23 protein-coding genes are annotated in these 24,819 nt (G+C 67.5%); 4 read left to right on the top strand and 19 right to left on the bottom strand.

Annotated elements, in window-relative coordinates; genetic code table 11:
- Positions 1-2: 2 nt before the first annotated feature.
- From tssK to IEY58_RS13895, 6 genes are all read right to left on the bottom strand, one after another.
- Positions 3-1,340 carry a type VI secretion system baseplate subunit TssK gene (tssK, locus tag IEY58_RS13920; protein WP_189046676.1) on the bottom strand — a complete coding sequence of 446 codons (1,338 nt, stop codon included), beginning with the start codon at positions 1,338-1,340 and terminating at the stop codon, positions 3-5.
- A gap of 39 nt (positions 1,341-1,379) precedes the next feature.
- On the bottom strand, positions 1,380-1,850 hold the full coding sequence (tssJ, locus tag IEY58_RS13915) for a type VI secretion system lipoprotein TssJ (RefSeq protein WP_189046674.1): 471 nt from the start codon (positions 1,848-1,850) through the stop codon (positions 1,380-1,382).
- Positions 1,851-1,961: 111 nt separating this feature from the next.
- Positions 1,962-3,467 (bottom strand): type VI secretion system-associated FHA domain protein TagH, encoded by a 1,506-nt coding sequence (gene tagH / locus IEY58_RS13910; protein ID WP_189046672.1) that lies wholly within the window; start codon positions 3,465-3,467, stop codon positions 1,962-1,964.
- A gap of 60 nt (positions 3,468-3,527) precedes the next feature.
- Positions 3,528-4,055 (bottom strand): hypothetical protein, encoded by a 528-nt coding sequence (locus tag IEY58_RS34360; protein WP_229743715.1) that lies wholly within the window; start codon positions 4,053-4,055, stop codon positions 3,528-3,530.
- A 212-nt stretch (positions 4,056-4,267) separates the two neighbouring features.
- The gene (locus tag IEY58_RS13900) at positions 4,268-4,558 is read right to left on the bottom strand and encodes a hypothetical protein (protein WP_229743714.1); all 291 of its coding nucleotides are present in this window, start codon (positions 4,556-4,558) and stop codon (positions 4,268-4,270) included.
- A gap of 205 nt (positions 4,559-4,763) precedes the next feature.
- On the bottom strand, positions 4,764-5,981 hold the full coding sequence (locus tag IEY58_RS13895) for a hypothetical protein (RefSeq protein ID WP_189046670.1): 1,218 nt from the start codon (positions 5,979-5,981) through the stop codon (positions 4,764-4,766).
- Between the two features lie 330 nt (positions 5,982-6,311).
- Here IEY58_RS13895 and IEY58_RS13890 point away from each other — a divergent pair, with 330 nt between their 5' ends.
- Complete coding sequence (locus IEY58_RS13890; protein WP_189046668.1) at positions 6,312-8,033, top strand: type VI secretion system Vgr family protein; 1,722 nt, start codon at positions 6,312-6,314, stop codon at positions 8,031-8,033.
- Positions 8,034-8,042: 9 nt separating this feature from the next.
- Complete coding sequence (locus IEY58_RS13885) at positions 8,043-8,561, top strand: hypothetical protein (RefSeq protein WP_189046666.1); 519 nt, start codon at positions 8,043-8,045, stop codon at positions 8,559-8,561.
- A gap of 46 nt (positions 8,562-8,607) precedes the next feature.
- Here the strand turns inward: IEY58_RS13885 and IEY58_RS13880 are convergent, their stop codons facing one another.
- From IEY58_RS13880 to IEY58_RS13860, 5 genes are read right to left on the bottom strand one after another with little or no spacing between them, the layout of a single operon-like run.
- The gene (locus IEY58_RS13880; RefSeq protein ID WP_189046664.1) at positions 8,608-9,048 is read right to left on the bottom strand and encodes a DoxX family protein; all 441 of its coding nucleotides are present in this window, start codon (positions 9,046-9,048) and stop codon (positions 8,608-8,610) included.
- A 31-nt stretch (positions 9,049-9,079) separates the two neighbouring features.
- A complete protein-coding gene (locus IEY58_RS13875) occupies positions 9,080-9,934 on the bottom strand; it encodes an intradiol ring-cleavage dioxygenase (protein WP_189046662.1) in 855 nt (284 codons plus the stop codon).
- Positions 9,927-11,003: a maleylacetate reductase gene (locus IEY58_RS13870; RefSeq protein WP_189046660.1), complete on the bottom strand. Its 1,077-nt coding sequence runs from the start codon at positions 11,001-11,003 to the stop codon at positions 9,927-9,929. The genes IEY58_RS13875 and IEY58_RS13870 overlap by 8 nt, the downstream gene beginning before the upstream one ends.
- A gap of 2 nt (positions 11,004-11,005) precedes the next feature.
- Positions 11,006-12,364, bottom strand: a complete 1,359-nt coding sequence (locus IEY58_RS13865) for an MFS transporter (protein WP_189046659.1) — start codon at positions 12,362-12,364, stop codon at positions 11,006-11,008.
- A gap of 43 nt (positions 12,365-12,407) precedes the next feature.
- Entirely contained in the window at positions 12,408-13,415 is a 1,008-nt protein-coding gene (locus IEY58_RS13860; protein WP_308422423.1) for an amidohydrolase family protein, read from the bottom strand.
- 161 nt (positions 13,416-13,576) lie between these two features.
- Between IEY58_RS13860 and IEY58_RS13855 the strand changes: the two genes are divergently transcribed.
- Positions 13,577-14,125, top strand: coding sequence for a MarR family winged helix-turn-helix transcriptional regulator (locus IEY58_RS13855; RefSeq protein ID WP_189046657.1), 549 nt, complete (start codon positions 13,577-13,579; stop codon positions 14,123-14,125).
- Between the two features lie 23 nt (positions 14,126-14,148).
- On the top strand, positions 14,149-15,336 hold the full coding sequence (locus IEY58_RS13850) for a 3-hydroxybenzoate 6-monooxygenase (protein ID WP_189046655.1): 1,188 nt from the start codon (positions 14,149-14,151) through the stop codon (positions 15,334-15,336).
- Positions 15,337-15,343: 7 nt separating this feature from the next.
- On the opposite strand, the gene IEY58_RS13845 is transcribed toward IEY58_RS13850, so the two are convergent.
- The 8 genes from IEY58_RS13845 to IEY58_RS13810 are packed head-to-tail and all read right to left on the bottom strand — an operon-like array spanning position 15,344 to position 24,759.
- Entirely contained in the window at positions 15,344-16,813 is a 1,470-nt protein-coding gene (locus tag IEY58_RS13845; protein ID WP_189046653.1) for an N-acyl-D-amino-acid deacylase family protein, read from the bottom strand.
- 24 nt (positions 16,814-16,837) lie between these two features.
- Positions 16,838-17,767 (bottom strand): N-carbamoyl-D-amino-acid hydrolase, encoded by a 930-nt coding sequence (locus IEY58_RS13840; protein ID WP_189046651.1) that lies wholly within the window; start codon positions 17,765-17,767, stop codon positions 16,838-16,840.
- A gap of 13 nt (positions 17,768-17,780) precedes the next feature.
- A complete protein-coding gene (locus IEY58_RS13835) occupies positions 17,781-19,286 on the bottom strand; it encodes a M81 family metallopeptidase (protein WP_229743713.1) in 1,506 nt (501 codons plus the stop codon).
- Positions 19,287-19,311: 25 nt separating this feature from the next.
- The gene (locus IEY58_RS13830; RefSeq protein WP_189046649.1) at positions 19,312-20,310 is read right to left on the bottom strand and encodes an ABC transporter ATP-binding protein; all 999 of its coding nucleotides are present in this window, start codon (positions 20,308-20,310) and stop codon (positions 19,312-19,314) included.
- Positions 20,307-21,305, bottom strand: a complete 999-nt coding sequence (locus tag IEY58_RS13825) for an ABC transporter ATP-binding protein (RefSeq protein WP_189046647.1) — start codon at positions 21,303-21,305, stop codon at positions 20,307-20,309. The genes IEY58_RS13830 and IEY58_RS13825 overlap by 4 nt, the downstream gene beginning before the upstream one ends.
- A 3-nt stretch (positions 21,306-21,308) precedes the next feature.
- On the bottom strand, positions 21,309-22,214 hold the full coding sequence (locus IEY58_RS13820) for an ABC transporter permease (protein WP_407648394.1): 906 nt from the start codon (positions 22,212-22,214) through the stop codon (positions 21,309-21,311).
- Positions 22,211-23,167: an ABC transporter permease gene (locus IEY58_RS13815; protein ID WP_189046645.1), complete on the bottom strand. Its 957-nt coding sequence runs from the start codon at positions 23,165-23,167 to the stop codon at positions 22,211-22,213. Before IEY58_RS13815 ends, IEY58_RS13820 begins: the two co-directional genes overlap by 4 nt.
- Positions 23,168-23,172: 5 nt before the next feature.
- Positions 23,173-24,759, bottom strand: coding sequence for an ABC transporter substrate-binding protein (locus IEY58_RS13810; RefSeq protein WP_189046643.1), 1,587 nt, complete (start codon positions 24,757-24,759; stop codon positions 23,173-23,175).
- Between the last annotated feature and the right edge of the window lie 60 nt (positions 24,760-24,819).

Genomic DNA, 24,819 nt, shown 5'->3' with positions numbered 1-24,819 from the left:
GGTCAGCCCTTGATCGCCCAGAGTTCCATTTCGATCTGCGGGAAGTCGCCGGCGAGATGGATGGCGATGCCGCCGGACTTCTGCAGTTGCTTGAAATGCGGGTTGCTGCGGTCGAGGTCGAAATAGACCGAGCCGTTGCGGTACGGCAGCTGGCGCGGCGCCACCGGCAGCGGACGGACGCTGATGCCCGGCAAAGCGACGTTCACCAGCTGGGCGATCTCCTCGACCGGGCCGATCTTGACCTGGTTCGGGAACATGCGCCGGAGATGCTCGATCGGCATGTCGGCCCGCGTCACCAGCACGAACGACGCGTTCGTCAGCAGCGAGCGGTCGGAGATCATGCCGACCTTGATGCCGTAGCGCCGGTCCTGCAGTGGGATCGGCACCGCGGTCTGCTCGAGCACCGCGCTCAGCGACGAGCGCAGGTCGATGAAGATCGGGGCGAAGGAGCTCTGCAAATCGTCGTGCCGATAATCGGGAAAGACGCTCGCCCGCTTGGCTTCGGTCGTGAAGGTCGCGATCTCGCCCGCGATCTCGCAGCACAGCCGATAGAGATCCTCAGGGTGCAGGGACGGCGCGATGCCGACCGCGTGGCGCAGCACCGGCTCGTGCCGGTTCAACGCCTGCAGCAGCAGAAAGTCGGCGATCTCGGCCGAGCCCCTGGCGCTCGGATCGGTGATGCGAGCGGCGAGCGCCTCGGCCCGGTGGCTGATGAGGCCCAAAAGCTCGGTCGCATAGGCGGCGAGCGTCGGCTGGGCGCCGATCGAGAGCGCGGGGGCGATGTATTTGTCGTCGAGCAGGACCGACCGGTCGGCCCGGACGTCGACGACACGGGCGAGGCCGATGCGCTCGTAGCCGCCGAGCGACGCCGAATCCAGCTGATAGCGCAGGCGCAGCTTGCCGACCCGTAAGGTGCTGCGCTGCTCCGTCCCGAGGTTCGCGTCGACGACGGTGCAATCGATCGGCGAAAAGCGCGTGCCGGCGTCCTCCCGGTCCAGCTGGCCGATCTCAGCCTGGCCCGGCTGACGCGCCGGCAGCGTCAGATAGATGACGCTGCCGCGCGCCGTGTCGAACAGCTCGAGCGGCGGCGGGTGATCCGCCTCGTCCGGGATCGCGAAGGGCGTGCCGTCGGGCATGACGCCGCTGCAGCTGTTGAGCGCGAACTTGCCCGTGGCCAGCAGCTCGCGATTGATCGAGAGTTCGGTCACACCCCATGGGAACGGACGCAGATATTCGGTCCGGGCCTTGAGCAGCGCTTCGGCGTAGCGATCGGCCTGCTGGAAATGCTGGACGCGCAGGAACATGCCCTCGCTCCAGACCACCTTGTTATAAGCGTGCATTGCGGGTACCGATCGACCGGGTGGGGAAATAACGGCGGGTCATTTCCTTTCGGTCTCCTCGATCTTCGCGCTGAGCCGGCCGACCGTGACCAGGGTCGAGACGTCGTCGGTCATCGGCATCTGGGTGACCGAGCGCCAATCCGCGTGATCGACGTCGCGATAGCCGGCGACGACGCCCAGATATTTGGCGCCGTCCTTCACCGGCATCTTGATCGTCCGGCTCTCGCCCGGTTGCAGGATGAGCTCGCTGCGATCGAGCATGTCGCCGCCGAGCACGTCCTTGTCGTGGTCGAGCAGCTGGAAAATGTCGCCCTTCGAGAACCGGTCGGTGCCGCTCAGTTCATAGATACGCGTCACGACCGGCGAGGGACGGCCGTAGATGTCCGGATTGACGGTATCGGCCGCGGCGACATTGATCGACAGGGTGGTCGGCGGCTTGGATGCGCAAGCGCCAAGCGACAGAAGTAGCAAGGTTGAGAGCGCGATGCCGCTCGACGGAAAACGTGCCATGCGAGTCCGATGTCCTTCTGCTCGACCTGATGTTCGGTTCGGTCTTATGTCTGGTCCCGGTCTTGTGTCTGGCCCCGGAACCCATCGGCCGGGGCCGTAGTGCTTGGAAAATCAGAGTTTGCGGAACTGGCGCGAATAGGCTTCGGCGAAGCCGCGGCCGACCGGGCTGCCGGTCACCTGCTCGGTCGACATGTCCTCGTGCAACTCCTCGTAGCGGTCCCAGAGGCGCGCCTTGCGGGTCTGCGGCAGCAGGGCATGACCGCCGCCCTTTTCCGCCTGGGCCCGGATCTGCGCTGGCGCCAATTGCTCGAGCTGGGCGGTCAAGGCCGCGCGCAGCCCGGCCATCATCGCGATCTCGTGCGCCTTGACGTCGCGCACGCTCTCGCGGATCGCTTCGGGCGGCTCCATGAAGCCTGGCACGCGGCGGCCGAGCAGGACGGCGAGCGTGCCGTCGAGATTGTTCGAGAACTTGAGCGGATTGTTGTCGCGGGCGCGGACGAGCGTGTGCTCGAGCCGGAATTCGGCCTTGAGCATGGCGCGCGATTCGAGCAGCTCGCGGATGCCGCCGACCGCCTCGCGGAAGGCCTGGCCGATCTTGCGCAGGGTCGCCGCCGGATCGGTCATGTCGAAGGCGTCGATCGGCAGGGCGGCACCGTCGAGAAACGCCTCGATCAGGCGCTGGGCGTCGGCCGGCATCTCGGCCGACGGGGCTGCTGCCGGCGGGCGCGCCTGTGCCAGCGTGTGAGGGGTGGGCGTGTGAGGGGTGACCGTGTGAGGAGCGGGCGCCGGAGGGGGCGGCGGGCTCAGAACCGGCGCCGTCTTGACCCGGGGCGAGACCACCGGCAGGTCGATGACGTCGGCTTCGATGATGCGATGTGACACGGCCGCTTCGTCGGATGCCGGCGTTTCGACGGGTGCTGCGAGGGGCTGGGGCTCCACAGGCAGACGGTCGGCCGCTTCCTTGTGCCAGTCGACCGGCACGGCCGGGCGCAGGATCTCGGGTGCCCGGAAGAAGGTCTCGGTGACCGCAGGATTGTCGCTCGGCCCGGCAAGCGCCATCGGCGTGCCGGCCGTATCGCCCGGCGCGGCGTCGGTGCCGATCCCGGCGCCGGGGAACCCGGTGATGGGCTCGAACGGGGCCGCCGCCGGCTTCTCGTCCGACACGGTCGGCTTCGACCAGGCGAAGCGCGATGCGGACGCGCCGAAGAAGCTCGGCGCGATGATCGTCTCGCCCGTCGCGGCCGGCGGCGGAGGCTCGACGATCAGGGTGCGGGGGGCCGCACTCGCTGCCAGCTCGCCGCTGATCTCGATGCGGACGACGCAGGTCGAGAGATTGAGGATGTCGCCGTTCGCAAGCGGATGAGAATTCCCGCGGCCGACCGGTGCCGACGAATCCCCGACATAGACGCCGTTGGTGCTGGTATCGACGATGAGGTAGCCGGTCTCCGACCGTTCGATCCGGCAATGGTGTTTCGAAAGATGGCGTTGCGCGTCGAGCAGCACCCAGTCGTTGTCGGGCCCCCGGCCGATCGTAAAGGCCGGGCCCGTACAGATGCGCGTCTCGCCCTCGATCACGCTGCAGTCACCGGGGTCGAGCACGCGTAGTTGAAGGCTCATGCGTTCCTCACCGATGTTCCCTGGCGCGGGCTGCGCGACAGGGTTGAGGTCCCGACTAATTCATCGCCGATGCAAGCGGTCCAGCGCTCCGGATCGGCACAAACGCACCGACAGCGACAGGTTGACCGACGCAGGCGTTCGCAAACACCTCAGATTGCATTTTGTCCCGGCGCGAAGATTCTTTTTTGCTGCGCGTGTAAGTTGTGGATTTTGGTCGCGCAGATCTGCTCTCAGGGATATCGGAGAATGGGACCGGGCGGCTCCCATTCGTTCGGCAGGGAGCGCGGGTCGAGCCAGCGCACACGGCGCAAGGCGCAAGGCGCGGAACAGCACGAAGAAGGCGATCAGTTCCAGAGCCGAGATAATGAACTGCGTGATCGCCGTGTCAGGGGCGAGAGGGGCCAGCTGCCGGGGCGCGTCGGCGGTGAATGCGTAGATCGCGACACCCAGAAGCGGCAGATAGCAAGCGGCTGCGCCATACGCGCTCCAACGAAACAGTCGGACCGCCCAGAGCTTGCCGGCACCCATGCCGCCGGCAACCGTTATGATGAATGCCGTGGTCAGTGGCCAGCCGACCAAGAAGGGCAAGTGGTGCTCGGTGCCCACAAAGGAGGGGAGGAACAGGGGGCTTACGCAGAAGGTCGTGATGAGAAGCAAATACCAGGCGCCAGCCGCGGGCCACGCTGCGCGCGGCGCCCTGCGCGGGCGGTTTCCGGGTCGTGCCGATCCTGCCCCCCCGCCGGCTCGTGGGTGAATGGGGCGCTTGGGATGCGGATTGGCAGCCCGGTGCTTGCGCTTGGTCACGGGAAGCGAACGGGGCGCCCCGGCGGCTCCCATTCCTTGGGCAGGGACCGCGGGTCGAGCCAGCGCACCCGGCGGAAGGCGCGGAACAGCACGAACAGGGCGACCGCCTCCACGGCCAAGAAGATGAACCCTACGATCGCCGAGTCGGGGGCGAGAGGATCCTGCTGGCGCGGTGCGTCGCCGACGAACGCATAGATCGCGGCGCCCAAGAGTGGCAGATAGCAAGCGACGGCGGCATAGACGCTCCAGCGGAATAGCCGGACGGCCCAGAGTTTGCCTGAGCCCATCCCGCCGAGCACTGTTAGCCCAAGCGCCGCAGCTACAGGCCAGCCGACCATGAAGAAAGCACCGTGTTCACTGCCGGTCAAATATGGCAGAAACTCAGTGATTTCGACGCAGGTCATACCGATCAGCAGATACCAGGCTGCGACCGCGGGTAATACCGCGCGTGGTGCACCGCGAGGGCGGTTTCCAGGCTGTGCCATTTCTATCTCATTGTTTCGCTGCGGCTGCATTGTGGCTGACCGCGACCTGGAAGCTCATCTGGGCATGGGACGGGGGACGGCGCTCGGCGCCCTTCGGGATCAGCAAATTCATGGGATTGTGCGCCGAAGGGTTGGCGCCGAGAGGATGCGGCGACTGGGATGTCTGGCCTGCGGGCGCATGCTCCGGCCCGCCATGCGACAAGTCTTGCAAGTAGTCGGGCGGCTCTACGGCGTAAAGCCCTTGGGCGTAGATGGAGCCGGCATAGGCTGGCAGCTCGAGCACGCGTAGGCGGATGAATTCGCGCTGCGCATCGGCCAGCCGTTCCTGCGCCGCCTTGAGGGCGCGTGCGAGCTTGTTGGCGCGAGCGTGCATGCGCTGCACCTTGGTCTTGATGTTGTTCTGGCCGAGCTTGCTCGCGTGCGCCTCTTGATAGGCATCGTTTGCCGCGCGCTGGGCGTTGAGCGCTTCTTCGCCGGCATCGACCACTTCGCGTGTCTCCTGCACTTCCCTTGTCGTTTTGGTGATGCTGGCCACCGCGCGCGGCCCACTCGCGACCAGATCCGGTAGAAGCAGCAGTGGGCAGATGAGTTCGATTATCTTGTAGTCCCGGCTATTCTCGATCTGCTTCTTGCGGACTTCGTCACCCTTAATTTCGGCCACAAACATGCGGCCGTCTTCGGCGAGTAGGGCCAGCGATGCGAAGCCCGCGAGCACCGCCAAAGCGGGGAGAAGCGTTACGCCGGCACCTACCATGGCAAAGCCCGCCACCACGCCCGCGACCAAGCCGAAGACATCGCCCACGACGGCGGCGCCGTCGAAGGCGGTCTTATGGCCCTCGACGAACTCGTGGATGCTGGTCCAGCCCTCCTTCAGCCACTTTGCCTCCTGCTGGCCCATGGCGAGCTGGGCTTCGGACTGCCGCATCTGCTGCTCGCCGAGCGTCGTCATGCTGTTCTCGAAGAAGCGCTCGATCTTCTGCCAGACGCCACCGGCCGGCGGGGACGGCGGCGGGGGCGGCAGCTCGGCGCGGCAGGTTGCGACGAGCACGAGCCCGCTGCCGTCGGCATCGTAGAACGGCTGCTGCAGATAGGCGGCGCCGATGCCGTCGCAGAAGATCACGCCGGTTCCGGGGCCGATCACCTGGGCGGCGAAGGCGCTGAGGCAGGTGCGCGCTTCCGCCTCGTTGAGATAAGGGCCCCAGAAGGTCGGTTTGGGCGGCGCCATCTTGCGGGTTCCCTCCATGTGCCGGCGTCCCATGTGCCGGCCTTCCATATGCCGGCGTCCCATGTGGCGTCGAAGCCATCGGAGTGAACGGCGATCTTGTCGTTTCGCTCCATGATTGTGCGTGGAAATCGGCGAAACCGGCACGAGGCATTCCGCGCAAGTTGTCGCATGGCGCGGGGCGGTTGCCCTTTTGTGACAAGCCTAGGGTGGCGTTGCGATGCCCTTCGAACGCGGCATGGTTTTGTCGCAGGTGCTGGAACCTTTGCAGCGTCGGGTTGTTTCCCCAACCGCGGATTGAACGCGTCGCGGCTGGGGCTGAGGGGCACGGGGATGGACGGATTTGTGCAGGACGATCGGGTTCTGACGATCGACACGCCGCTGGGCCCCAACATGCTCTTGGCAGAAAGCTTCGGCGGGCAGGAAGCGATTTCCAGCCTGTTCTCGTTCCACGCCCAGGTACGGTCCGTCGACGAGAGCTTCGAGCCGCGGCAACTGATCGCCAAGCAGGTCACGGTCAACCTGCGCCTCAGCGAGGGCGAGTACCGCTCGTTCAACGGTTATGTGGAATCGGTGAGTGCCGGCTACGCCGCGTCGCGCGGCCAGCGCCACTATCGCTTGAGCATCGTCCCCTGGCTCTGGTTCCTCGGCCGCACCAGCGACTGCCGGATCTTCCAGAACAAGACGGTGCCGAACATCCTCGAGACGATCTTCGGCGAGCTCGGCTACAAGGACTATGACTTCTCGCGGATGACCAAGAGCTGCAGCCAACGCGACTATTGCGTCCAGTACCGGGAAACCGACCTCAACTTCGTCCTCCGGCTGCTGCAGGAGGAAGGGCTCTATTTCTACTTCCGGCACGAGGCCAAGCGGCACGTGCTGGTGGTGGGCTACCAGACAGCCGGCTACAGCACCGGCACCGAGCCCATCCTGCCGTTCTCGACCGGCTCGTCGGAGACCAACTACATCGCGGAATGGCAACGGCGCTATGCCTACCAGGCGACCGCCTGGGCGCGGCAGGACTATAATTTCGAGACGAACCGCACAAGCCTGCTCGAGCGGACGCCGACCAAGTCGGATTATCAGCAGCATCCGGACCACGAATATTTCGATTATCCGGGGCTGCACGACGACAAGGGCGCCGGTGCCGACGCGACGAAGCTCGCCATGCAGGCGGAGGAGGTCGCGCGCGAGATGATCCACGGCGGCGGCACCTGCCGCTCGATCGCGCCGGGCGACCGCTTCACGCTGTCGGGCCATCCGGTCGAGTCCGAGAACGGCAGCTACGTCGTGCTGTCGGCGACCCATCAGGCGACCGGGGCGAGCTACGAGACCGGCTCGCACAGCGGCATGGGCTATCAGAACAGCTTCAGCTGCATCCCGTCGAAGACCCCGTTCGTGCCGCGCCGGACCGTGCCGCGGCCGGTGATCTCCGGCCTGCAGACGGCCGTGGTGGTCGGCCCGCAAGGGGCGGAAATCCACACCAACGCCAATGGCCAGGTGAAGGTGCAGTTCCACTGGGATCGGCGCGGCACCTCTAACGAGCACAGTTCCTGCTGGATCCGCGTGGCGCAGAGCTGGGCCGGAGCCAGCTTCGGCAGCCAGGTCATTCCGCGCATCGGCATGGAGGTGGCGGTGGGATTCCTGGAGGGCAATCCCGACCGGCCGATGGTCGTGGGCCTGGTGCCGAATGCCGAGACCAAGACCCATCTGGGTCTGCCAGGCCAGATGACCCAGACCAGCCTCCGCTCGCGCAGCTCGCCCGGCGGCGGCGGCTACAACGAGCTGACGATGGAGGACAAGACCGGCAACGAGGAGGTCTTCCTCAAAGCCCAGAAGGATTTCTCGACGGTGGTGACCAACAACTGCTTCGTGCAGGTCGGCAATGCCTCCGTCCAGACTGCCGAGCATCTGATCGTCCTGCAGGTCGGCAAGAGCCTGATCCAGATGACGCCCGATTACATCGTTCTGCAGAGCAACGGCAGCACGATTACGCTCGACGCGTCGGGGATCGCCCAGGACGGTGCCAAGATCTGGCTGAACAGCAAGGAATAGGAAGCCCGCATGCTCTCGGTCGGCGATATGGTCCAGCCCGGCGCCATCGGCGCCTCCTATGGCATGAGTTCCTACACCGTTGTCCCCGGCACCACGCCGGGTTCCGCCGCGTTGCCCAGCGTTCCGACACCGGGCGCGCTGCTCCAGTCCGCGGTCCCGGACCCGTCGGCCGCAACCGGCCTCGGCGCGGCGGCAGCGCCGGGTCAGGCCGATCCGACGGCGCTTGCGGCCAGCGCCATGCCGGCCGGCGGGGCCCTGCCGACAGCTGGTGCACCAATCCCCGGAGCGTCGATCCCCGGAGCTTCAATCCCCGGAGCATCAATCCCCGGAGCTTCGATCCCCGGGGCATCGACGCCATCATTGCCGGCTATGCCGGCGGCAGCGCCCGTCGACCCGGCGAACCTCCCTTCGCTCGATGGCGCGAGCCCGGCGATCACCGCCGCGCCGAATCCATCGGGCGATGCCAGCGGAGCCCCGAGCCGCCTGCAGACGATCGCGGGGCTCGTGAGTGACGTCGTCGGCGGCTGACGCCCTCAGCTGAAGACGATGTCAACGACCGGCCTTGAGCGTTCGCCTAGCGGCGGGGGCCGAGCGCGAAGGGGCCGGGGCCGAAGGTGGCGATCAGGCCCATGAGCCCGATAAGCCCCAGGTTCTTCAGGAAATTGATGGTCTGCGCCGTGACCTGCGCCTCGGGCGCTGCCCAGAAATTGTGGAACATCAGCGTCACGGCGATCGTGAACGGGATCAGGATCATGGCCGCCGGACGCGCGAACAGGCCGAGGAGGACCGCAAGGCCACAGCCGAGTTCGACCGAGAGCGCACCGGCGGCAAGCAGGACGCCGAAGCCGTCGGCCCCGCCGGGCAGCCGTGCCGCGGTCGCGTGGAAGGCGAGCAGCTTGCCCGCGCCGCTATAGAGAAACAGCGGGGCCAGCAGCACGCGGGCCGTCAGCAAGGTCCAGGCCGCCGTGGCCGGCGTGCTTGCCGTGGTATCGCCGAAATCTTCCGTGGTTGTCATTGCACCGCTCCTGTTCGAGATGGTTTGCAGCTCATTTGCCGTCGAGGCGCTTCAGCCCGAAGTCGTAGGCGAGATGACGATGGTCGCGATCGATCGGGAGACCGGCCGGGCGGCGGGCGAATTCCGTGATCAGGCTGTTCTTGACGCCGAACACCGCGTCGGAATCGAGGTAGGGGCTGTCGGCGGCGAAGACATGCGTGATGAGCGTCTCGTGGCCGTCGGCGGCGATCATGAAATGCACGTGCGCCGGCCGGTTCGGATGACGCTCGGTCGCCGCCAGCATCTGGCCGACCGGGCCGTCGTGCGGGATCGGGTAATAGGCCGGCATGATCGAGCGGAACCAGAACCGCCCGGCCGCGTCGGTCCGGAACCGGGCGCGCAGCAGCGGACCGTCGAGATCCTGTTGCTGCACGTCGTAATAGCCGTCGCTGTCCGACTGCCACATGTCGACGATGGCACCGCCAAGCGGCGTGCCGTCGCTCGACGAAACCGTGCCCTCGACCAGGAGCGGCTCGTCCGCGATGCCGTTCGAGACGTCGGCGCCGAGCGGCAGCTCGGGCGGGCCTTCGACATAGAACGGTCCCAGCACGGTCGTCTCGGTGGCGCCCTCGGGCATGCGATGGTTGATCGCGTCGACCAGCATCGAAATGCCGAGCGTGTCCGACAGCAGGATGAATTCCTGGCGCTTGTCGGTGCACATCTGGCCGGTGCGGGTCAGAAAGTCGATGGCGAAGGACCATTCCTCGAACGTCGGTTCGACGTCGCGCACGAAATCGTGCAGGTGGCGCACCAGGCTGGCCATGATCTGCTTGAGGCGCGGATCGGTCGCGGCTTCGAATTGCTCGATCACGGCCGCGGTGATGTTGGTCTCGTCGAAGTCACGCATGGCAATTGTCCTCGCTCGGCCGGATGCCCCGGAACGCGTTGCCGAGCAGGGCCCGAATTGCCGGTTCGCTCAGCGGACGGGGATTGGGATAGGGTGCGGCGACCGCAAGAGCCGCGGCGCGGTCGAGATCGCTCTCCTCGAGGCCCAACGCCGCGAGTGCGGTCGGCGCGCCCAGCCGTTGGGCCAGATCGAACAGGCCCCCGGCTGCGTCCGCCGCGCCGAGCGCTTGGGCAATGCGCGCCATGGCGTCCGGTGCGGCCGGCGCGTTGTAGCGCACGGCATGGGGCAGGATGATCGTGTGCGTCTCGGCATGCGGCAGGTCGAACGTGCCGCCGAGCGTGTGGCAGAGCTTATGATGCAGCCCCATGCCGACGGCGTTGAGGCAGGTGCCGCTCAGCCAGGCACCGTAGAGCGCCTCCGCACGCGCGGGCGTGTCGAGCGGCTCGGCCGTGAGAACGGGCAGTGCCCGGGCGAGCGAGCGGACGGCCTGCTCCGCCATCATGGATGTGACCGGGTTGCGATCGGCGGCATAGAGCGCCTCGACCGCATGGGCGATCGCGTTCATGCCCGACACCGCGGTCAGTCCGGGCGGCAGGGTCAGGGTCAGGTCGACGTCGTAAAGGATGACCTCCGGCAGCACTTTTGGGCTCCTGAGCGTCGTCTTCGCGCCGTCCGCGGTCTGCCCCAGGATCGAGGTCGCCTCCGACCCGGCATAGGTCGTCGGCACGACGATCTGCGGCAGGTCGGTACGGAGCGCCACCGCCTTGCCGAGCCCGATCGTCGACCCGCCGCCGACGGCGACCAGGCAGTCGGCATCGACCGCCTTCGCATGGGCCACGGCCGCTTCGCTCACCTCGACCGGCGTGTGCATCACGGCGCCGGCGAACAGGCCGGCGAAGTGCTGGCCGAGCGCGGCGCCCAGGCGCTCCGCCTCTGCCGCCTGCTGCGGCGTCGACAAGAGCAGCGGGCGGCTGCAGCCGAGCCGGGCGATCTCGTCGGCGAGAGCCGTGCGCGTGCCGTGGCCGAACACGATGCGCACGGCACTGGCGTTATAGGTGAAGGGCTCCATCCTCAGCCCGCCGTCGCTGCTTCGGTCTCGACCGCGGGAGCGGCCGCGTGGGCGCCGAGCGATGCGATCGCCAGCGCCGCCACGATCGCGGCCCCGCCGATCGCCCAGAACACCGCGTCCGGCCCGCCGGTCGCCTGCTGCAGCAAGCCGGCCGCGAACGGCCCCAGGATGGCACCGAGCCGGCCGACGCCCAGCATCATGCCGACGCCGCTCGCGCGCACGTCGGTGTCATAGGCACTGGCCGTGACGTTGTTGAAGACGTGCTGCGCGCCGACGATGCAGAAGCCGGCGAGCGCCACGATGACCAGGTTCAGCACATGGCCGCTGGCCACGACCAGGGTCACGACCGCAAGGCCGCCGACCGCCCACCAGGCCGCGAGATAGCGCGATGCCCGCGCCTGCGGCCGGTCGGCGAAGCGCGCCAGCGTCAGCCCGCCGATGAACGACATCGCCTGCATCAGCGCGCCGAAGCCAAACGACGCCGCGAAACTCTCGCCGCGCTGCATCATCACGGTCGGGATCCAGCCGGTCAGGCCGAAGATGGCGAACAAGCTCATGAAGGCGGTGAGCCAGATGGTGACCGACGGCCGCCGGTAGCGGGCGCTCAGCAGGACGGCGACCGGATTGCCCTTTGCCGCCGCCTCATGGGAGACGAAGACGGCATCCGCGTAGAGCGCCCGTCGTTCGGGCCGGAGCCGGCCCAGCAAGGCCGAAAGCTCGCCCGACCGACCGCGCTGGGCGAGGAAGCGCGGGCTTTCCGGCAGCACGCGCTGGATCACCAGGGTGAGCGGCAGGGAGAGCGCACCGACGTAATAGAGCGCCGGCCAGCCGTAGACGGGCGTCAGGAACACGCCGGCGAGCCCGGCCAGCATGCCGCCCAGCGACCAGCCGAGTGTCACGCCCCAGAGCGAGAAGCGGTTGCTGATCCGGCGCGGCGCCAACTCGTTGATGTAGGTGGCGCCGAGCGGCAGCAGCACGCCCAGGCCCAGGCCGGTCAGGAAGCGCAGCCCGCAGTAGCTCCAGAAGCTATCGGCGAACAAGGCCGTCGCGAGCGTGAAGAGGTTCACGATCCACAGGCCGCCGATGAGCGTCACCCGCCGGCCGATCCGGTCAGCGATCATGCCCTGGCCGACGGCGCCGACCAGGAAGCCGATGAGCCCGAAGCTGACGAGCAGGCCGGCCTGGCCCGGTGCCAGGCCCCACGGCTTCATCACGTAATGGATGACATAGGCCGGATTGAACGTGTCGTAGCCGTCGAACAGTGTCACCAGCGTGATGAGCATGCCCAACGTCTTGTGGAACGGGCCGAGGTCGGCCGTCGCCAGTTCCTCATGCACGTCGATCTCGGGGGTGATCGCCATGGTTTCCTCCCGGGTTGTGCCTCTCTGCCGCTTGGCCGCGGGCTTATCGGGCAGGCGTGTCGAGCTTGAAGAGCGACCAGGCGTTCGTGCGCCCGATCTTGAGCCGGTCGGCCTCGGCGATCGCGACCGTGTCGAACCATTGGGCCGCGTGATCGATGTTCTCGAACGGCCAGTCGGCGGAGAACAGGATGCGGTCGGCGCCGACCTCCAGCATCGCGTCGATCAGCGTCTGGGTCCGGAAGTTGCCGGACGTCGTGATGTAGAAATTCTCGCGGAAATAGTCGGCGATCTTCCGCTTGGCCGGATAGCGGTTCTGCTCGCTCATCCATTTGTTGCGGTTGTCGATGCGCCAGAGCGAGTAGGGCAGGCCCTCGCCCAGGTGGCCGATGACGACCTGGATCGCCGGATGCGCGTCGAACAGGCCGGAGCCCATGAGGCGGAGCGCATGGACCGCCGTCTCCTGGCCGAACGCCCAGGTCGGGCCCAGGAGCCAGGGATGGCCGTCATAGATCGGCGCGTCCTCCGGCCGGGGATTGCGCGGGTGCAGGTAGAACGGCACGCCCAGCCGTTCGAGCTCCGCCCAGAACGGCCAGAACGGCTTCGTGTCGTAGTAGATCGCCCGGGGTAGCCCATGCGCCTCGCTGAAGCCGTTGACGAGCGCGCCGCGGAATCCCAGCTCGGTCACGGCCCGGACGAGCTCGTGCGTCGCCGCGTCCGGGTCCTGCATCGGCAGGGCCGCCAGGCCCTGGAACCGATCGGGCCGGCGCTGGACCTGCTCGGCCAGGAAATCATTGGCGCGCCGGGCGAGCTCGATCGCGTCGCGCAGCACCGGCACGGCCTGCACGGCGGGTGCGTTCAGCGACAGCAGCATCATCTCGATGCCGTGCGCGTCCATCTCGCGGAGCCGCCGGTCCTGGATATCGATCAGCCGCGCCTTGAGCTCCGGCCAGTCGGCCTCGGGCGCGAAACGTGCGCTGTCCCAAAGCGTCTCCGTCAGCGCGAAATGCTCCTCGAGCGCCACCTTGCCCTGCATCGCCTCGTTCCTCGTCACCGTGATTGCCTGCTTGACAGCATCAGAGCGATCGGTGGATAACTTGTCAACGGTAATATTGCAAATGCAAGTGATGCTGATGCAAGAGTTGCGATCGGAGCGGTGCATGGTAAGCCTGGGCGGTCCCCTGTCGCCGGGAACCAAGCGCCGGAACCAACCCCATGTATCGATTGTCAGATTCCTTCCCCTACCTGATCGCTCGCCTCGGCATCCGGATGGGCGACCTGTTCGTCCAGGTCATCAAGCGCGACGGCCTGTCGCTGCAGATGTACCGGGTGCTGGCGGCGCTCGCGGAGGAGGCGCGGCCGCTGAAGCTCGGCGAGCTTGCGGCGCTCACCTCGACCGATCTTTCGACCCTGTCGCGCATCGTCGCCGGCATGCACAAGCGCGGCGTGCTCACGCGCCAGCGGCCGGAGAACGACCAGCGGAGCCTGCAGGTGACGCTGACCGAGGCGGGGCGGGCGCTGGCCGACCGCTACATGCCGGTGGCGGCGCACTACGAAGAGGTCGTGACCAGCAGCCTGACGACCGCTGAGGCGCTGTCGCTCAAGGCAACGCTGATCCAGCTCTACGAGAACCTGGATCAGCTGGAGGCGGAGATCGCCCGCGGCGAGATCGACACGCTGATCCAGACCGCGGGCAAGAAGTTCCCGGCGAGCCGGCGTACGAGCGCGGCGCCGGAACCCGGTGCGGAGAAGCAGCGGGAATAGCGAACGATCATGGAGGAGGGGACGTGGCTGAAGATCGGATCGTCGTCGCCGGTGGCGGCATAGGCGGCTTGGCCGCGGCACTGGCGCTCGCACACAAGGGCTTCGCGGTCACGGTGCTCGAACGGGCCGGCCGGTTTGCCGAGATCGGCGCCGGCATCCAGCTCGGGCCCAATGCATTCCACGCCCTCGATCGTCTCGGGATCGGCAAGATTGCCCGCGCGAAGGCGGTCTTCATCGACAAGCTGCGCCTGATGGATGCGATGTCGGGCGAGGAGATCACCCATATCGACGTCATGGGCGCGTTCCGCACGCGCTTTGGCAACCCCTATGCCGTCGTGCATCGCGGCGAGCTGCACAGCGGGCTCGTGGCCGCCTGCGAGCGGGAGGCCGCTGTCGAGCTCCGGACCGGCTGCGACGTGGTCGGCTACGAAGCGGTCGCGGACGGTGCGGCGGCGGTGCTGCGCTCGGGCGATCGCATCGCGGGCCGGGTCCTCGTCGGCGCCGACGGGCTGCGCTCGGCGATCCGGGCGCAGATGGTCGGCGACGGCGCGCCCCGGATCGAGGGGCACACGACCTATCGCTCGGTCATCCCGGTCGACCAGATGCCGGAAGACCTGCGCTGGAACGCGGCGACACTCTGGGCCGGCGCCAAGTGCCATCTCGTGCACTATCCACTCGCCGGTTGGAAGCTGTTCAACCTGGCGATCACGACCCATAACGACGCGACCGAGCTCGTTGCCGGCAAGCCGGTGAGCCATGACGAGGTCATGGCCGGCTTCCAGGGCATCCATCCGCGCGCCCAGGCGATCATCCGCCACGGCCGCGACTGGAAGGCCTGGGTAATTTGCGATCGGGACCCGGTCGACCGCTGGGTCGACGGCCGGACGGTGCTCCTGGGCGATGCCGCGCACCCGATGCTGCAATATTTCGCGCAAGGCGCCTGCATGGCGCTGGAGGACGCGGTCTGCCTCGCCGACCGGCTGGCCGACGGCGGGGCCGATCCGTCCGCGGCGCTCGACGCCTACACTGCGGCGCGCCTGCTGCGCACGGCCCGCGTCCAGCTGCAGTCGCGCGAGCTCGGCCGCCACGTCTATCACCCGGCGGGCGTGCACGCCCGGCTGCGCGACCAGATGATGCGGGACCTCGATACCGAGCGGTTCTGCCAGAGCCTCGACTGGCTCTACGGCGCCGGCCGGCGATCCGCGGCGTAGGTGGACGTCACGCCTGGGGCGGGCGCCGCGTCAGCACCTGCCCGGCCTTGGCGCCGCAATGCGCCCCCTGCCACCAGGTCAAGGCGCCGTTGACGATGACGGCCTCGATGCCTTGGGCCGGCTCGCACGGCGTGTCGTAGGTCGCCGCGTCATGCACCGTGGCCGCGTCGAAGAGGACGATGTCGGCATGGTTGCCGACGGCAATCGTGCCGCGTTCGGCGATGCCGAAATTCTTCGCGGTCAGGCCACTCATCTTCCAGACCGCGGTTTCGAGCGGGAAGAGCTTCAGGTCGCGGCTGTAGTGGCCGAGCACGCGCGGGAAGGTGCCCCACAGCCGCGGATGCGGCTTCTCGCCGAGCGGCAGGCCGTCGGAGCCGATCATGGTCTCCTCGAACGCCAGGATGGCCTGCACGTCGCCTTCGTCCATGCTGAAATAGATGGCGCTCGCCGGCTGCAGACGCTGCGCGGCCTCGACGCGATCGACGCCCCATTCGGCCGCGATGTCGGCCAGATCCCGGCCGGCGCATTCCGGATGCGGCTTGCTGGTCGCGATGCGCACCCGGCCTTCGAGCTTTTCCGCTTCCGTGTGCAGCATGGTCGAGCTGGCGTTGTACGGGTAGCAATCGAGCGCCACGCACTGGCACTCCATCGCCGCGCGGATCAGCGGCAGGGTCAGCTTCGATTTGCCGAAATTCGCCTCGCGATTCAGCTTGTGGTGCGAGATCACGACCGGGACGTCCAGCGCGCGGCCGATCTCGAACGTCTCGTTCAGCGACTCGATGCAGCCTTCCGCCTCGTTGCGCATGTGGGTGACGTAGACGGCCCCCGAGCCCTTGAGCGGTCGGCAGACCTCGATCACCTCCTCGGTCGGTGCGGCCGCCGCCGGCGGATAATAGGTGCCGGTCGAGATGCCGACGGCGCCGGCCTCGAGCGCCTCCTGGAGCATGCCCTGCATGGCCGCGATCTCGTCCGGCGTCGCGGCCCGGTCGAGGTCGGCCACGGCGCTGATCCGGAGCGTCGTGTGTCCGACCATCGGCGCCACGTTGACCGACGCTGGCGCTTGGCGCAGCGCCGCCACATAGTCGGCGAAGCGCGCGAATTCGGCTGCCGTGCCGTCTTCGTTGGCGAGCAGGGTCAGGGGCATCGGCCGCGCCGAGCCAGGCAGCAGCGGGGCGACGCTGATGCCGCAGTTGCCGGTGACGACCGTGGTGACGCCCTGCGAAACCTTGGGGATCATGTCGGGTGCCGAGAGCACGGCGCCGTCGTCATGGGTGTGGGAATCGATGAAGCCGGGCGCCACGATCTTGCCCGCGGCGTCGAGCGTCCGCCGGGAGGCCTGGCCGGTCAGATCGCCGACGGCCGCGATCCGCCCGGCCCGGATGCCGACATCGGCCTTGAAGCGCGGCGCGCGCGTGCCGTCGATCACGGTGCCGCCCAGGATGAGCAGGTCGAAGGGAAGCGTCGTCTCGTCGGTCATCGAAGGCCTCGCGGGAAAAGGTGATTACAGCGCGGGCGGCGTGGGGCCTGTCTGCGCACAGATCCGGCCGTAATGCTCGATGCGGCGGTGCCGCGCGAAATCGAAGATCGTCGTCTTGCCGAAGGTGGTCGCGTCGAGGTCGCAGGCATGGACGACAAGCTCGTCCCCCTCGGTCTTCGCCTCGGCCATGATCTCGCCGTCCGGATTGACGATCAGGCTGCCGCCGATCATGGGGAACCCGTCCTCGATGCCGGCCTTGGCGACGGCGACGACCCAGGTCGAATTCTGATAGGCGCCGGCCTGCACCGAGAGGCGGTTGTGAAACAGCCGCTGCTCGGGCCCCTCGGCGCTCTTCTGCGAATTGATCGACGGCGTGTTGTAGCCAACAAGCACCATCTCGACACCCTGCAGGCCCATGACGCGATAGGTCTCCGGCCAGCGGCGGTCGTTGCAGATGCACATGCCGAAGATGCCGCCCATGGTCCGCCATACGGGGAAGCCCAGGTCGCCCGGCTCGAAATAGCGCTTCTCCAGATGCTGGAACGCGCGCTCGGGGTCGAACTCGGCATGGCCCGGCAGATGGACCTTGCGGTACTTGCCGACGATGGCGCCGGTGCGGTCGGCGAGGACTGAACTGTTGAAGTGGCGCCCGTCCGGCGTCAGTTCGGCATAGCCCAGATACATGCCCATGCCGTATTCGGCCGCGCGCTCGAACAGCGGGCGCGTCGCGGCACTAGGCATCTCCCGCTCGAACCATTGGTCGATCTCGGCCGGATCCTCCATGTACCAGCGCGGGAAGAAGGTGGTGAGCGCCAGCTCGGGAAACACGATGAGATCGGCTTCAGCGCGCTTGGCTTCGTCCATGAGCGCCAGCATGCGGCGCACGACGTCGGTGCGCGGCTCGTTCTTCTGGATCGGCCCCAACTGGGCAGCCGCAACGGTGACCAGGCGCATGGGTGGAAACTCCTTAGTCGGGGATTTCGAAGGCGGGATTGCCGTAGGGATAGTAGGCCTGGAGATCGACGGTCTCGTACGGCAGCCCTTCGAGGCGCACCGTGCCGAGGAACGGCTCGTCGGGCTCGACCAGGAGGATGGTCCGGGCGAAGCCGGTGTCGTCGAAGCCACGCCGGAAATGGACGCGCGACTTGAGCGCGATCACGTCGAAGGCGTCGGGATCGAGCCCGGCCTCGATGAGCGACCGGGTTTCGATCACCTGGGCCAGATAGCGGCTCAGCAACAGCACGTTGCCGTCGCCGAAGCCGACGTGGATCCAATGGTCGCCGTCGTTGCGGCCGAGCCCCTTGGTCACGCGCAGCACTGTGCCCCGGATGCGCACCGGTGCGCCGGCCGAGACGTCGGCGCGCCCGCCGATCGCCCGGTCGAACGGATCGCCGGGTTTGACGCCGGCAGCCAGCAGCGCATCGACCGCCTCGGCATCCGTCACGGTCGCGATGAGCGTCTTCGACAGCGGCCGCTCGACGATCGCGCGGAGCAGCCAGGTGGCGTAGCCGGACCGGTCGCTATGGTCGGCGAGGACCACCGGCGTCCGGCCGTTGGCGACGGCTTGGGCGGCGAGCACAACGCCATACGCGATCTGGTGGATCTTCGTCGTGTGGACGAGCGCCTCCCGCTTGCGCCAGGCGGCTTCCGCCATGTCGCGGGCGATCTTGCGCGCAAGCTCCGGCTGGCCGTTGGTCTGGACCTGGAAGGTCATGCCCACGTCGGGCACGTCGGCCCAGGGAAAGCCGAAGAAGAAATTGACGTAGACATCGGGCTCGCGCGCCTCCCAGGTGAGTGCCCGCTGCACCAGATCCATCCAGGGCGAGGCGCCGGTCCATTGCAGGACGGTCGGCGAAATGATCGGCACCTTGATCGTGACGGTCGCCGGCCGGTAATCGCCGCGGATCGCCCGCACCAGAGTGCGCGCCGCTCGCTCGCCCTGCAGATAGTCGTCATAGTGCGGGAAATATTTCACGGTGAATGCCAGGTTGGCGTGGCGGAGGAACTCCGCGTCCTCGTTGCCGTGCGGATCGAAGGTCGCCGCGATGAAGGCCTCGGGTCCGACGATTGCCCGCACGCGCCGGGCGAGCTCCGCTTCCGGACGCGGCACGCCGCGCACCGCCATGGCGCCGTGCAGCGCCATGTAGACGCCGTCGAACGGGCCGTCCGCCACGATGCCCGCAATCATCCGGGCGACGAAATGCTCGTAGGTGTCGCGCGTCAGCCAGCCCGAGCCGGAGCCGGTCTTGGCCTCGAGCGGCGATTCGATGCCGATGAGCTCCACCCCGTCGAACTCGCGCGCGACCTTGACGAAGCCGCCGAGATAGGAACGTGGCTCCGCGGCCAGCAGCGCCTCGCCCTTGGCCGGCGAGCCTTCGAACGTGAAGTCGGCCTCAGTCGTGTCATAGGGCAGGAAGGTGACGGTCTCGTGCGAGAACTTGAGCACGGCGATGCGGATCGGCTTGGCCGCCATGATGGGCTTTCCTCAACGCGTCGGATCAGGCCGGGATGATATCCAGATGGCAGGCCGCCGTCTGGCCCGGTGCGGCGGTCGGCCGCAGCTCCGGCTCCTCGCGGCGGCATCGGTCGAAGGCATAGGGGCAGCGCGTCTGGAAGCGGCAGCCGGCGGGCGGGTCGATCGGGCTCGGCACGTCGCCCTTGAGGATGATGCGGCTGCGCTTCTCCGTCGGGTCCGGCACCGGCACGGCGGAGAGCAACGCCCGCGTATAGGGATGGTGCGGCTGCGCGAACAAGGTCCGCCGGTCGGCCAACTCCACGATCTTGCCCAGATACATGACCGCGACCCGATGGGTCAGGTGCTCGACGATCGCGAGATCATGGCTGATGAATAGGAGTGCCAGGCCCAGCTCGTCCTGCAGGTCCGACAGCAGATTAACGATCTGCGCCTTGACCGAGACGTCCAGGGCCGAGACCGCCTCGTCGCAGATGATGAGGTCGGCGCCCGGGGCCAATGCCCGGGCGATGCCGATGCGCTGGCGCTGCCCGCCTGAGAATTCATGCGGGAAGCGGTTCATGGCGTCGCGCGGCAGCCGCACCTTGTCGATCAAGGCCGCGACACGCTCGTCCAGTTCCTTGCCGCGGGCGAGGCCGAAATTCACGATCGGCTCGGCGATGATGTCGCGCACGCGCTGACGCGGGTTGAGGCTGGAGAACGGGTCCTGGAACACGACCTGCACCCGGCGGCGGAAGTCGCCGAGGCTCGAGCGCGGCACATTGTCGACCCGCTTGCCGTCGAGCATGACGGCACCATCCGTCGGCTCGAGCAGGCGCAGGATGGTCTTGCCCAGCGTCGACTTGCCGCAACCCGACTCGCCGACGATCGACAGGGTCTCGCCGCGGTCGAGATTGAAGCTGATGCCGTCGAGCGCATAGACGACACTTTTGCGCTGGCCGAAGAGGCCCCCTTTCAAGGGGAAATGCTTCTTCAGCGCGTGGACTTCGAGCAGGGGCCGCCCATTCGTGGAGACGGCGCTCATGCGGCCAGCTCCCGGACGGCGTGGTGACAGGCGACAAGATGGCCCGGCCGTTTCTCCTCCACCGCCGGCGCCATGCTGCGGCAGACGTCGGTCGCCTGCGCGCAGCGGGCGGCGAACGGGCAGCCGACGATGGGCTGGCGCAGCGACGGCACCTGGCCGCCGATCTCGGTCAGCTTCGTCCGCTTCGTGGTCTCGAGCGAGGAGCCGAGCTTCGGCACGGCGCCCAGGAGGCCGTGCGTGTAGGGATGGAGCGGGCGGGCGAAGATGTCGCGCACGGGGCCCTCTTCGACCTTGCGGCCGGCATACATCACGACGACCCGCTCGGCCATTTCGGCGACCACGCCCAGGTCGTGGGTGATCAGCATGATGGCGGAGCCGAGCCGGCGCTGCAGGTCGCGCATCAGGTCGAGGATCTGCGCCTGGATGGTGACGTCGAGCGCCGTCGTCGGCTCGTCGGCGATCAAGAGCTTGGGATTGCAGGCGAGTGCGATTGCGATCATCACGCGCTGGCGCATGCCGCCCGACAGTTGGTGCGGGTACTCCTTGACCCGCCGTTCCGGCGCCGGAATGCCGACGAGCGACAGAATCTCGACCGCGCGCGCCTCAGCCGCCTTCTTCGACAGGCCTTCGTGCAGCCTGAGGCTTTCGCCGATCTGCCGGCCGATGGTGAGCACCGGATTGAGGCTCGTCATCGGCTCCTGGAAGATCATACTGATGTCCTTGCCGCGGATGGCCCGCATCTCGACATCGGAGCAGGCGAGCAGGTCGCGGCCCTCAAACAGGATGCGCCCCGCCATCTTGGCCGGCGGCGTCGGCAGCAGCTGCAGGATCGACATGGAGGTCACCGACTTGCCGCAGCCGGACTCGCCGACGATGGCGACCGTCTCTCCGGCGTTGACGGTGAACGACAGGCCCTCGACGGCGCGCACCACGCCGTCGAGGGTCGCGAAATGGGTCTGCAGGCTTTCGACCGAAAGCAGGGCTGATGCGGCCATGGCTCAGATCCGCTTGGCGAGACGCGGGTCGAGCGCGTCGCGCAGCCCATCGCCCAGCATGTTGACCGCGAGCACGGTGATGGAGAGGAACAGCGCCGGGAAGAACACGATGAACGGCTTCACCTGCCAGAGCGCCCGGCCTTCGGACATGATGTTGCCCCAGGACGGGATGTCGGGCGGCGTGCCGGCGCCGATGAACGAGAGCGTCGCCTCGGTCAGCATCGCGGATGCGCAGACGAAGGTCGCCTGGACGATGATCGGTGCCAGCGTATTGGGCAGGATATGGCGCCAGATGATCTTGAGCGTGCGGGTGCCGGACGTGACCGCCGCCTCGACGTAGGGCTGCTCGCGCAGCGACAACACGACGCCGCGCACGAGACGCGCGACCCGCGGGATCTCGGCGATCGAAATGGTGATGACTACGTTCGGGACCGAGGCGCCCAGGAGCGCCATGAAGGCGATGGCGAGCAGGATCGATGGCACGGACATGAGCCCGTCCATCACCCGCATCACCACGGCATCGAGCGCGCGGATGAAGCCGGAGCAAAGGCCGATCGCCGTGCCGATGACCGACGACACCGCCGAGACGGCGAAGCCCACGAACAGCGAGATCCGCGCGCCATAGACGACGCGGGAATAGATGTCGCGCCCCAGCATGTCGGTGCCGAACCAATATTGCGCCGATGGTGCCCGCGTACGCCGGGCCGGCGACAGCGCGGTCGGGTCCATGGTGAAGAGATAGGGGGCGAGCACCGCCACCAGCACGATCAGCGCCAGCAGCAGGCCGCCCAGCACGATCGAGGGATGGCGGCGGACGAACCGCATCGCCCGGCTGCGCGCCTTGCGCGGCGGCAACACGTCCGGCAGGGCCGGCGCCGCCAGATAGGTCGGTTCGACGGGCAGGCTCAATAGCGGATCCTCGGATCGAACAGGGTATAGAGCAGGTCCACGCCCAGGTTGATCAGCACATAGACGAAGCTGAACATGAGGACGACGCCCTGGATGATCGGGTAGTCGCGCCGGGTGATCGCGTCGACGGTCAAGCGACCCAGGCCCGGGATGGCGAACACGCTCTCGGTCACGACCGCGCCGCCGATGAGCGTCGCGAAGCCGATGCCGACGACGGTGACGATCGGCACGGCCGCGTTCTTGAGCGCATGCACGAACAGGATCGAGCCCTGGCCCGCACCCTTGGCGCGTGCGGTCCGGACATAGTCCTGGCTCAGCACCTCCAGCATGGTGGCGCGCGTGATGCGCGCGATGAGCGCCATATAGACGAGGCCGAGGGCGATCGACGGCAGCAACAGGTTCATGAACCAGGGGCCGATGCCGTCCTCGATCGGCGTGTAGCCCTGCACCGGGAAAACGCCGATGCCGAGATCGAACCCGTCGAGCGCGAAGACGTAGGCCAGCACGTAGCCCACCACGTAGACCGGCACGGAGAAGCCGGCGGTCGAGATCAGCATGGCGAAGCGGTCGATCGCCGAGCCCTGCTTCCAGGCCGCCGCGACGCCGAGCGGGATGGCGGTCACGAGCGAGAACACGAGCGTCACCGCCATCAGCGACAGCGTCGGCTGAATCCGCTGGGCGATCATGGTCGTGACCGGCAGGTTGGTGAAGACCGAGTTGCCGAGGTTGCCGCGCAGCACGTCCCAGGCCCAGCTGCTGAAGCGGACCAGGAACGGCCGGTCGAGGCCGAGTGCCACGCGGATGCGCTCGATATCGGCCGGCGACGCCTGGTCGCCGGCGATGATCGCGGCCGGGTCGCCCGGCGCCAGGTAGAGCAGCGAGAACACGAGCAGGCCCACCACCACCATGATCGGGATGGTGGCCAGCACGCGGCGCAGAATATAGGCGAACATCGCGCCTAGGCCTTCTCGACCCCCCAGAACACCGGGAACGGCGCCTTGACGATGCCCGAGACGTTCTTGCGCCAGGCGGTGTGCATCAGGAAGAAGCCGGTCGGGATGTAGCTGACGTTCTCGAACGACGCCCGGTTGATCGCCTCGGCCGCGGCCTTTTCGGCAGCAGGGTCGGCGGCGCTGTACCATTGGGCGATGCCGGCCTGCACCGCGTCCGACTTCGGCCAGCCGAACCAGGCGCTGTCGCCGCCGGCGTCGAGCGCCGTATAGGGCGCCGGATTGATGCAGTCGGCGCCGGCGTGCCAGGTGTGGAAGATGTTCCAGCCGCCCTTGTCGACCGGATCCTTCTTGGCCCGGCGGGTGCCGACCGTGCCCCAGTCGGCGGCGACGTAGTTCACGTCCATGCCGATCTTCTTCAAGAGGTCGGCCGTGACCTCACCCTCCGCCTTGGTGATCGGCACGTCGACCGGCACCAGGAGCTCGATGCGCTCGCCGTTGTAGCCGCCTTCGTGGAGCGCGCGCTTCGCTCCTTCGATGTCGCGCGGCCCCTTCAGCAACTCGCCGCCCACTTCGGTATAGAGCGCCGTGCCGGGGGTAAAGAAGCTCGGACACGGTTTCCACAGCGACGGGTCGTCGCCCATGACCGCCTGCATGTAGTCGGCCTGCGACAGCGCCATCATGACCGCGCGCCGGACGGCCACCTTGTCGAACGGCGGGTTCAGGTGGTTCATGCGGAAGCTGCCGATATTGCCGAGCGGATCGCCGATATCGACGCTGATGTTGCGGTTCTTCTTCAGGAGCGGCACCACGTCGGCGATGGGATTCTCCCACCAGTCGACCTCGCCGTTCTGGAGGGCAGCACTCGCCGTGGCACTGTCGGGCAGGATGATCCATTCGATGCGGTCGAAGTTCATCTTCTTGCCGCCGGCATTCCAGGACGCCGGCTCCTGGCGCAGCGCATAGCCGTCGAACCGCTCGAACACGGCGCGCGCACCCGGGACCCACTCGTCGGCTTTGAACTTCATGGGCCCCGAGCCGACATATTCCTTGATGAGCTGGAACGGGTCGGTCTTCGCGATGCGCTCCGGCATCATCAGCGCCACCGGGGCGTTGGTCTTGCCGAGCGCGAACAGCATCTTCGGGAACGGCTTGTTGAGCCGGAAGCGGAACGTCCGGTCGTCGACCGCTTCGAGCGCGTCCATCGAGGCCTTGATGCGCTGGCCCATGGTGTCGCGCACCATCCAGCGCTGGAGGCTCGCGATCACGTCGCGCGTCGTGACCTTCTCGCCGTCATGCCATTTGAGGCCGTCCCTGAGCTTGAACGTCCATTGGGTGAAGTCGGCGTTGACCTCGTGGCCTTCGCACATCTGCGGCTTCGGCGTGACCGTGCTGTCCACGCCATAGAGCGTGTCCCACACCATCATGGCGGCGTTGCGCACGACATATTGGGTGCCGGCCACCGCGTCCATCGACGAGAGGTTGGCCTGCGGCACGAACTTCAGGACCCGCGTATTCTGGGCAAGACTGAGCCGTGGTGCTGCGAGAGCGGCGCCGGCGGCGGCGGCAGTGGTCAGGAACGAGCGACGTTTCATGGTGTGGCTTCCTCACCGCGATGTTCTGTTCGACGAGTGACCAAGCAATCTGCGTGCCTG

Origin of the sequence: Aliidongia dinghuensis, assembly GCF_014643535.1 — a bacterium.
Taxonomy (GTDB): Bacteria; Pseudomonadota; Alphaproteobacteria; order ATCC43930; family CGMCC-115725; genus Aliidongia; species Aliidongia dinghuensis.
Note: the sequence above shows the minus strand (reverse complement) of the source record. Positions and strands in the feature narration are given on the sequence as shown.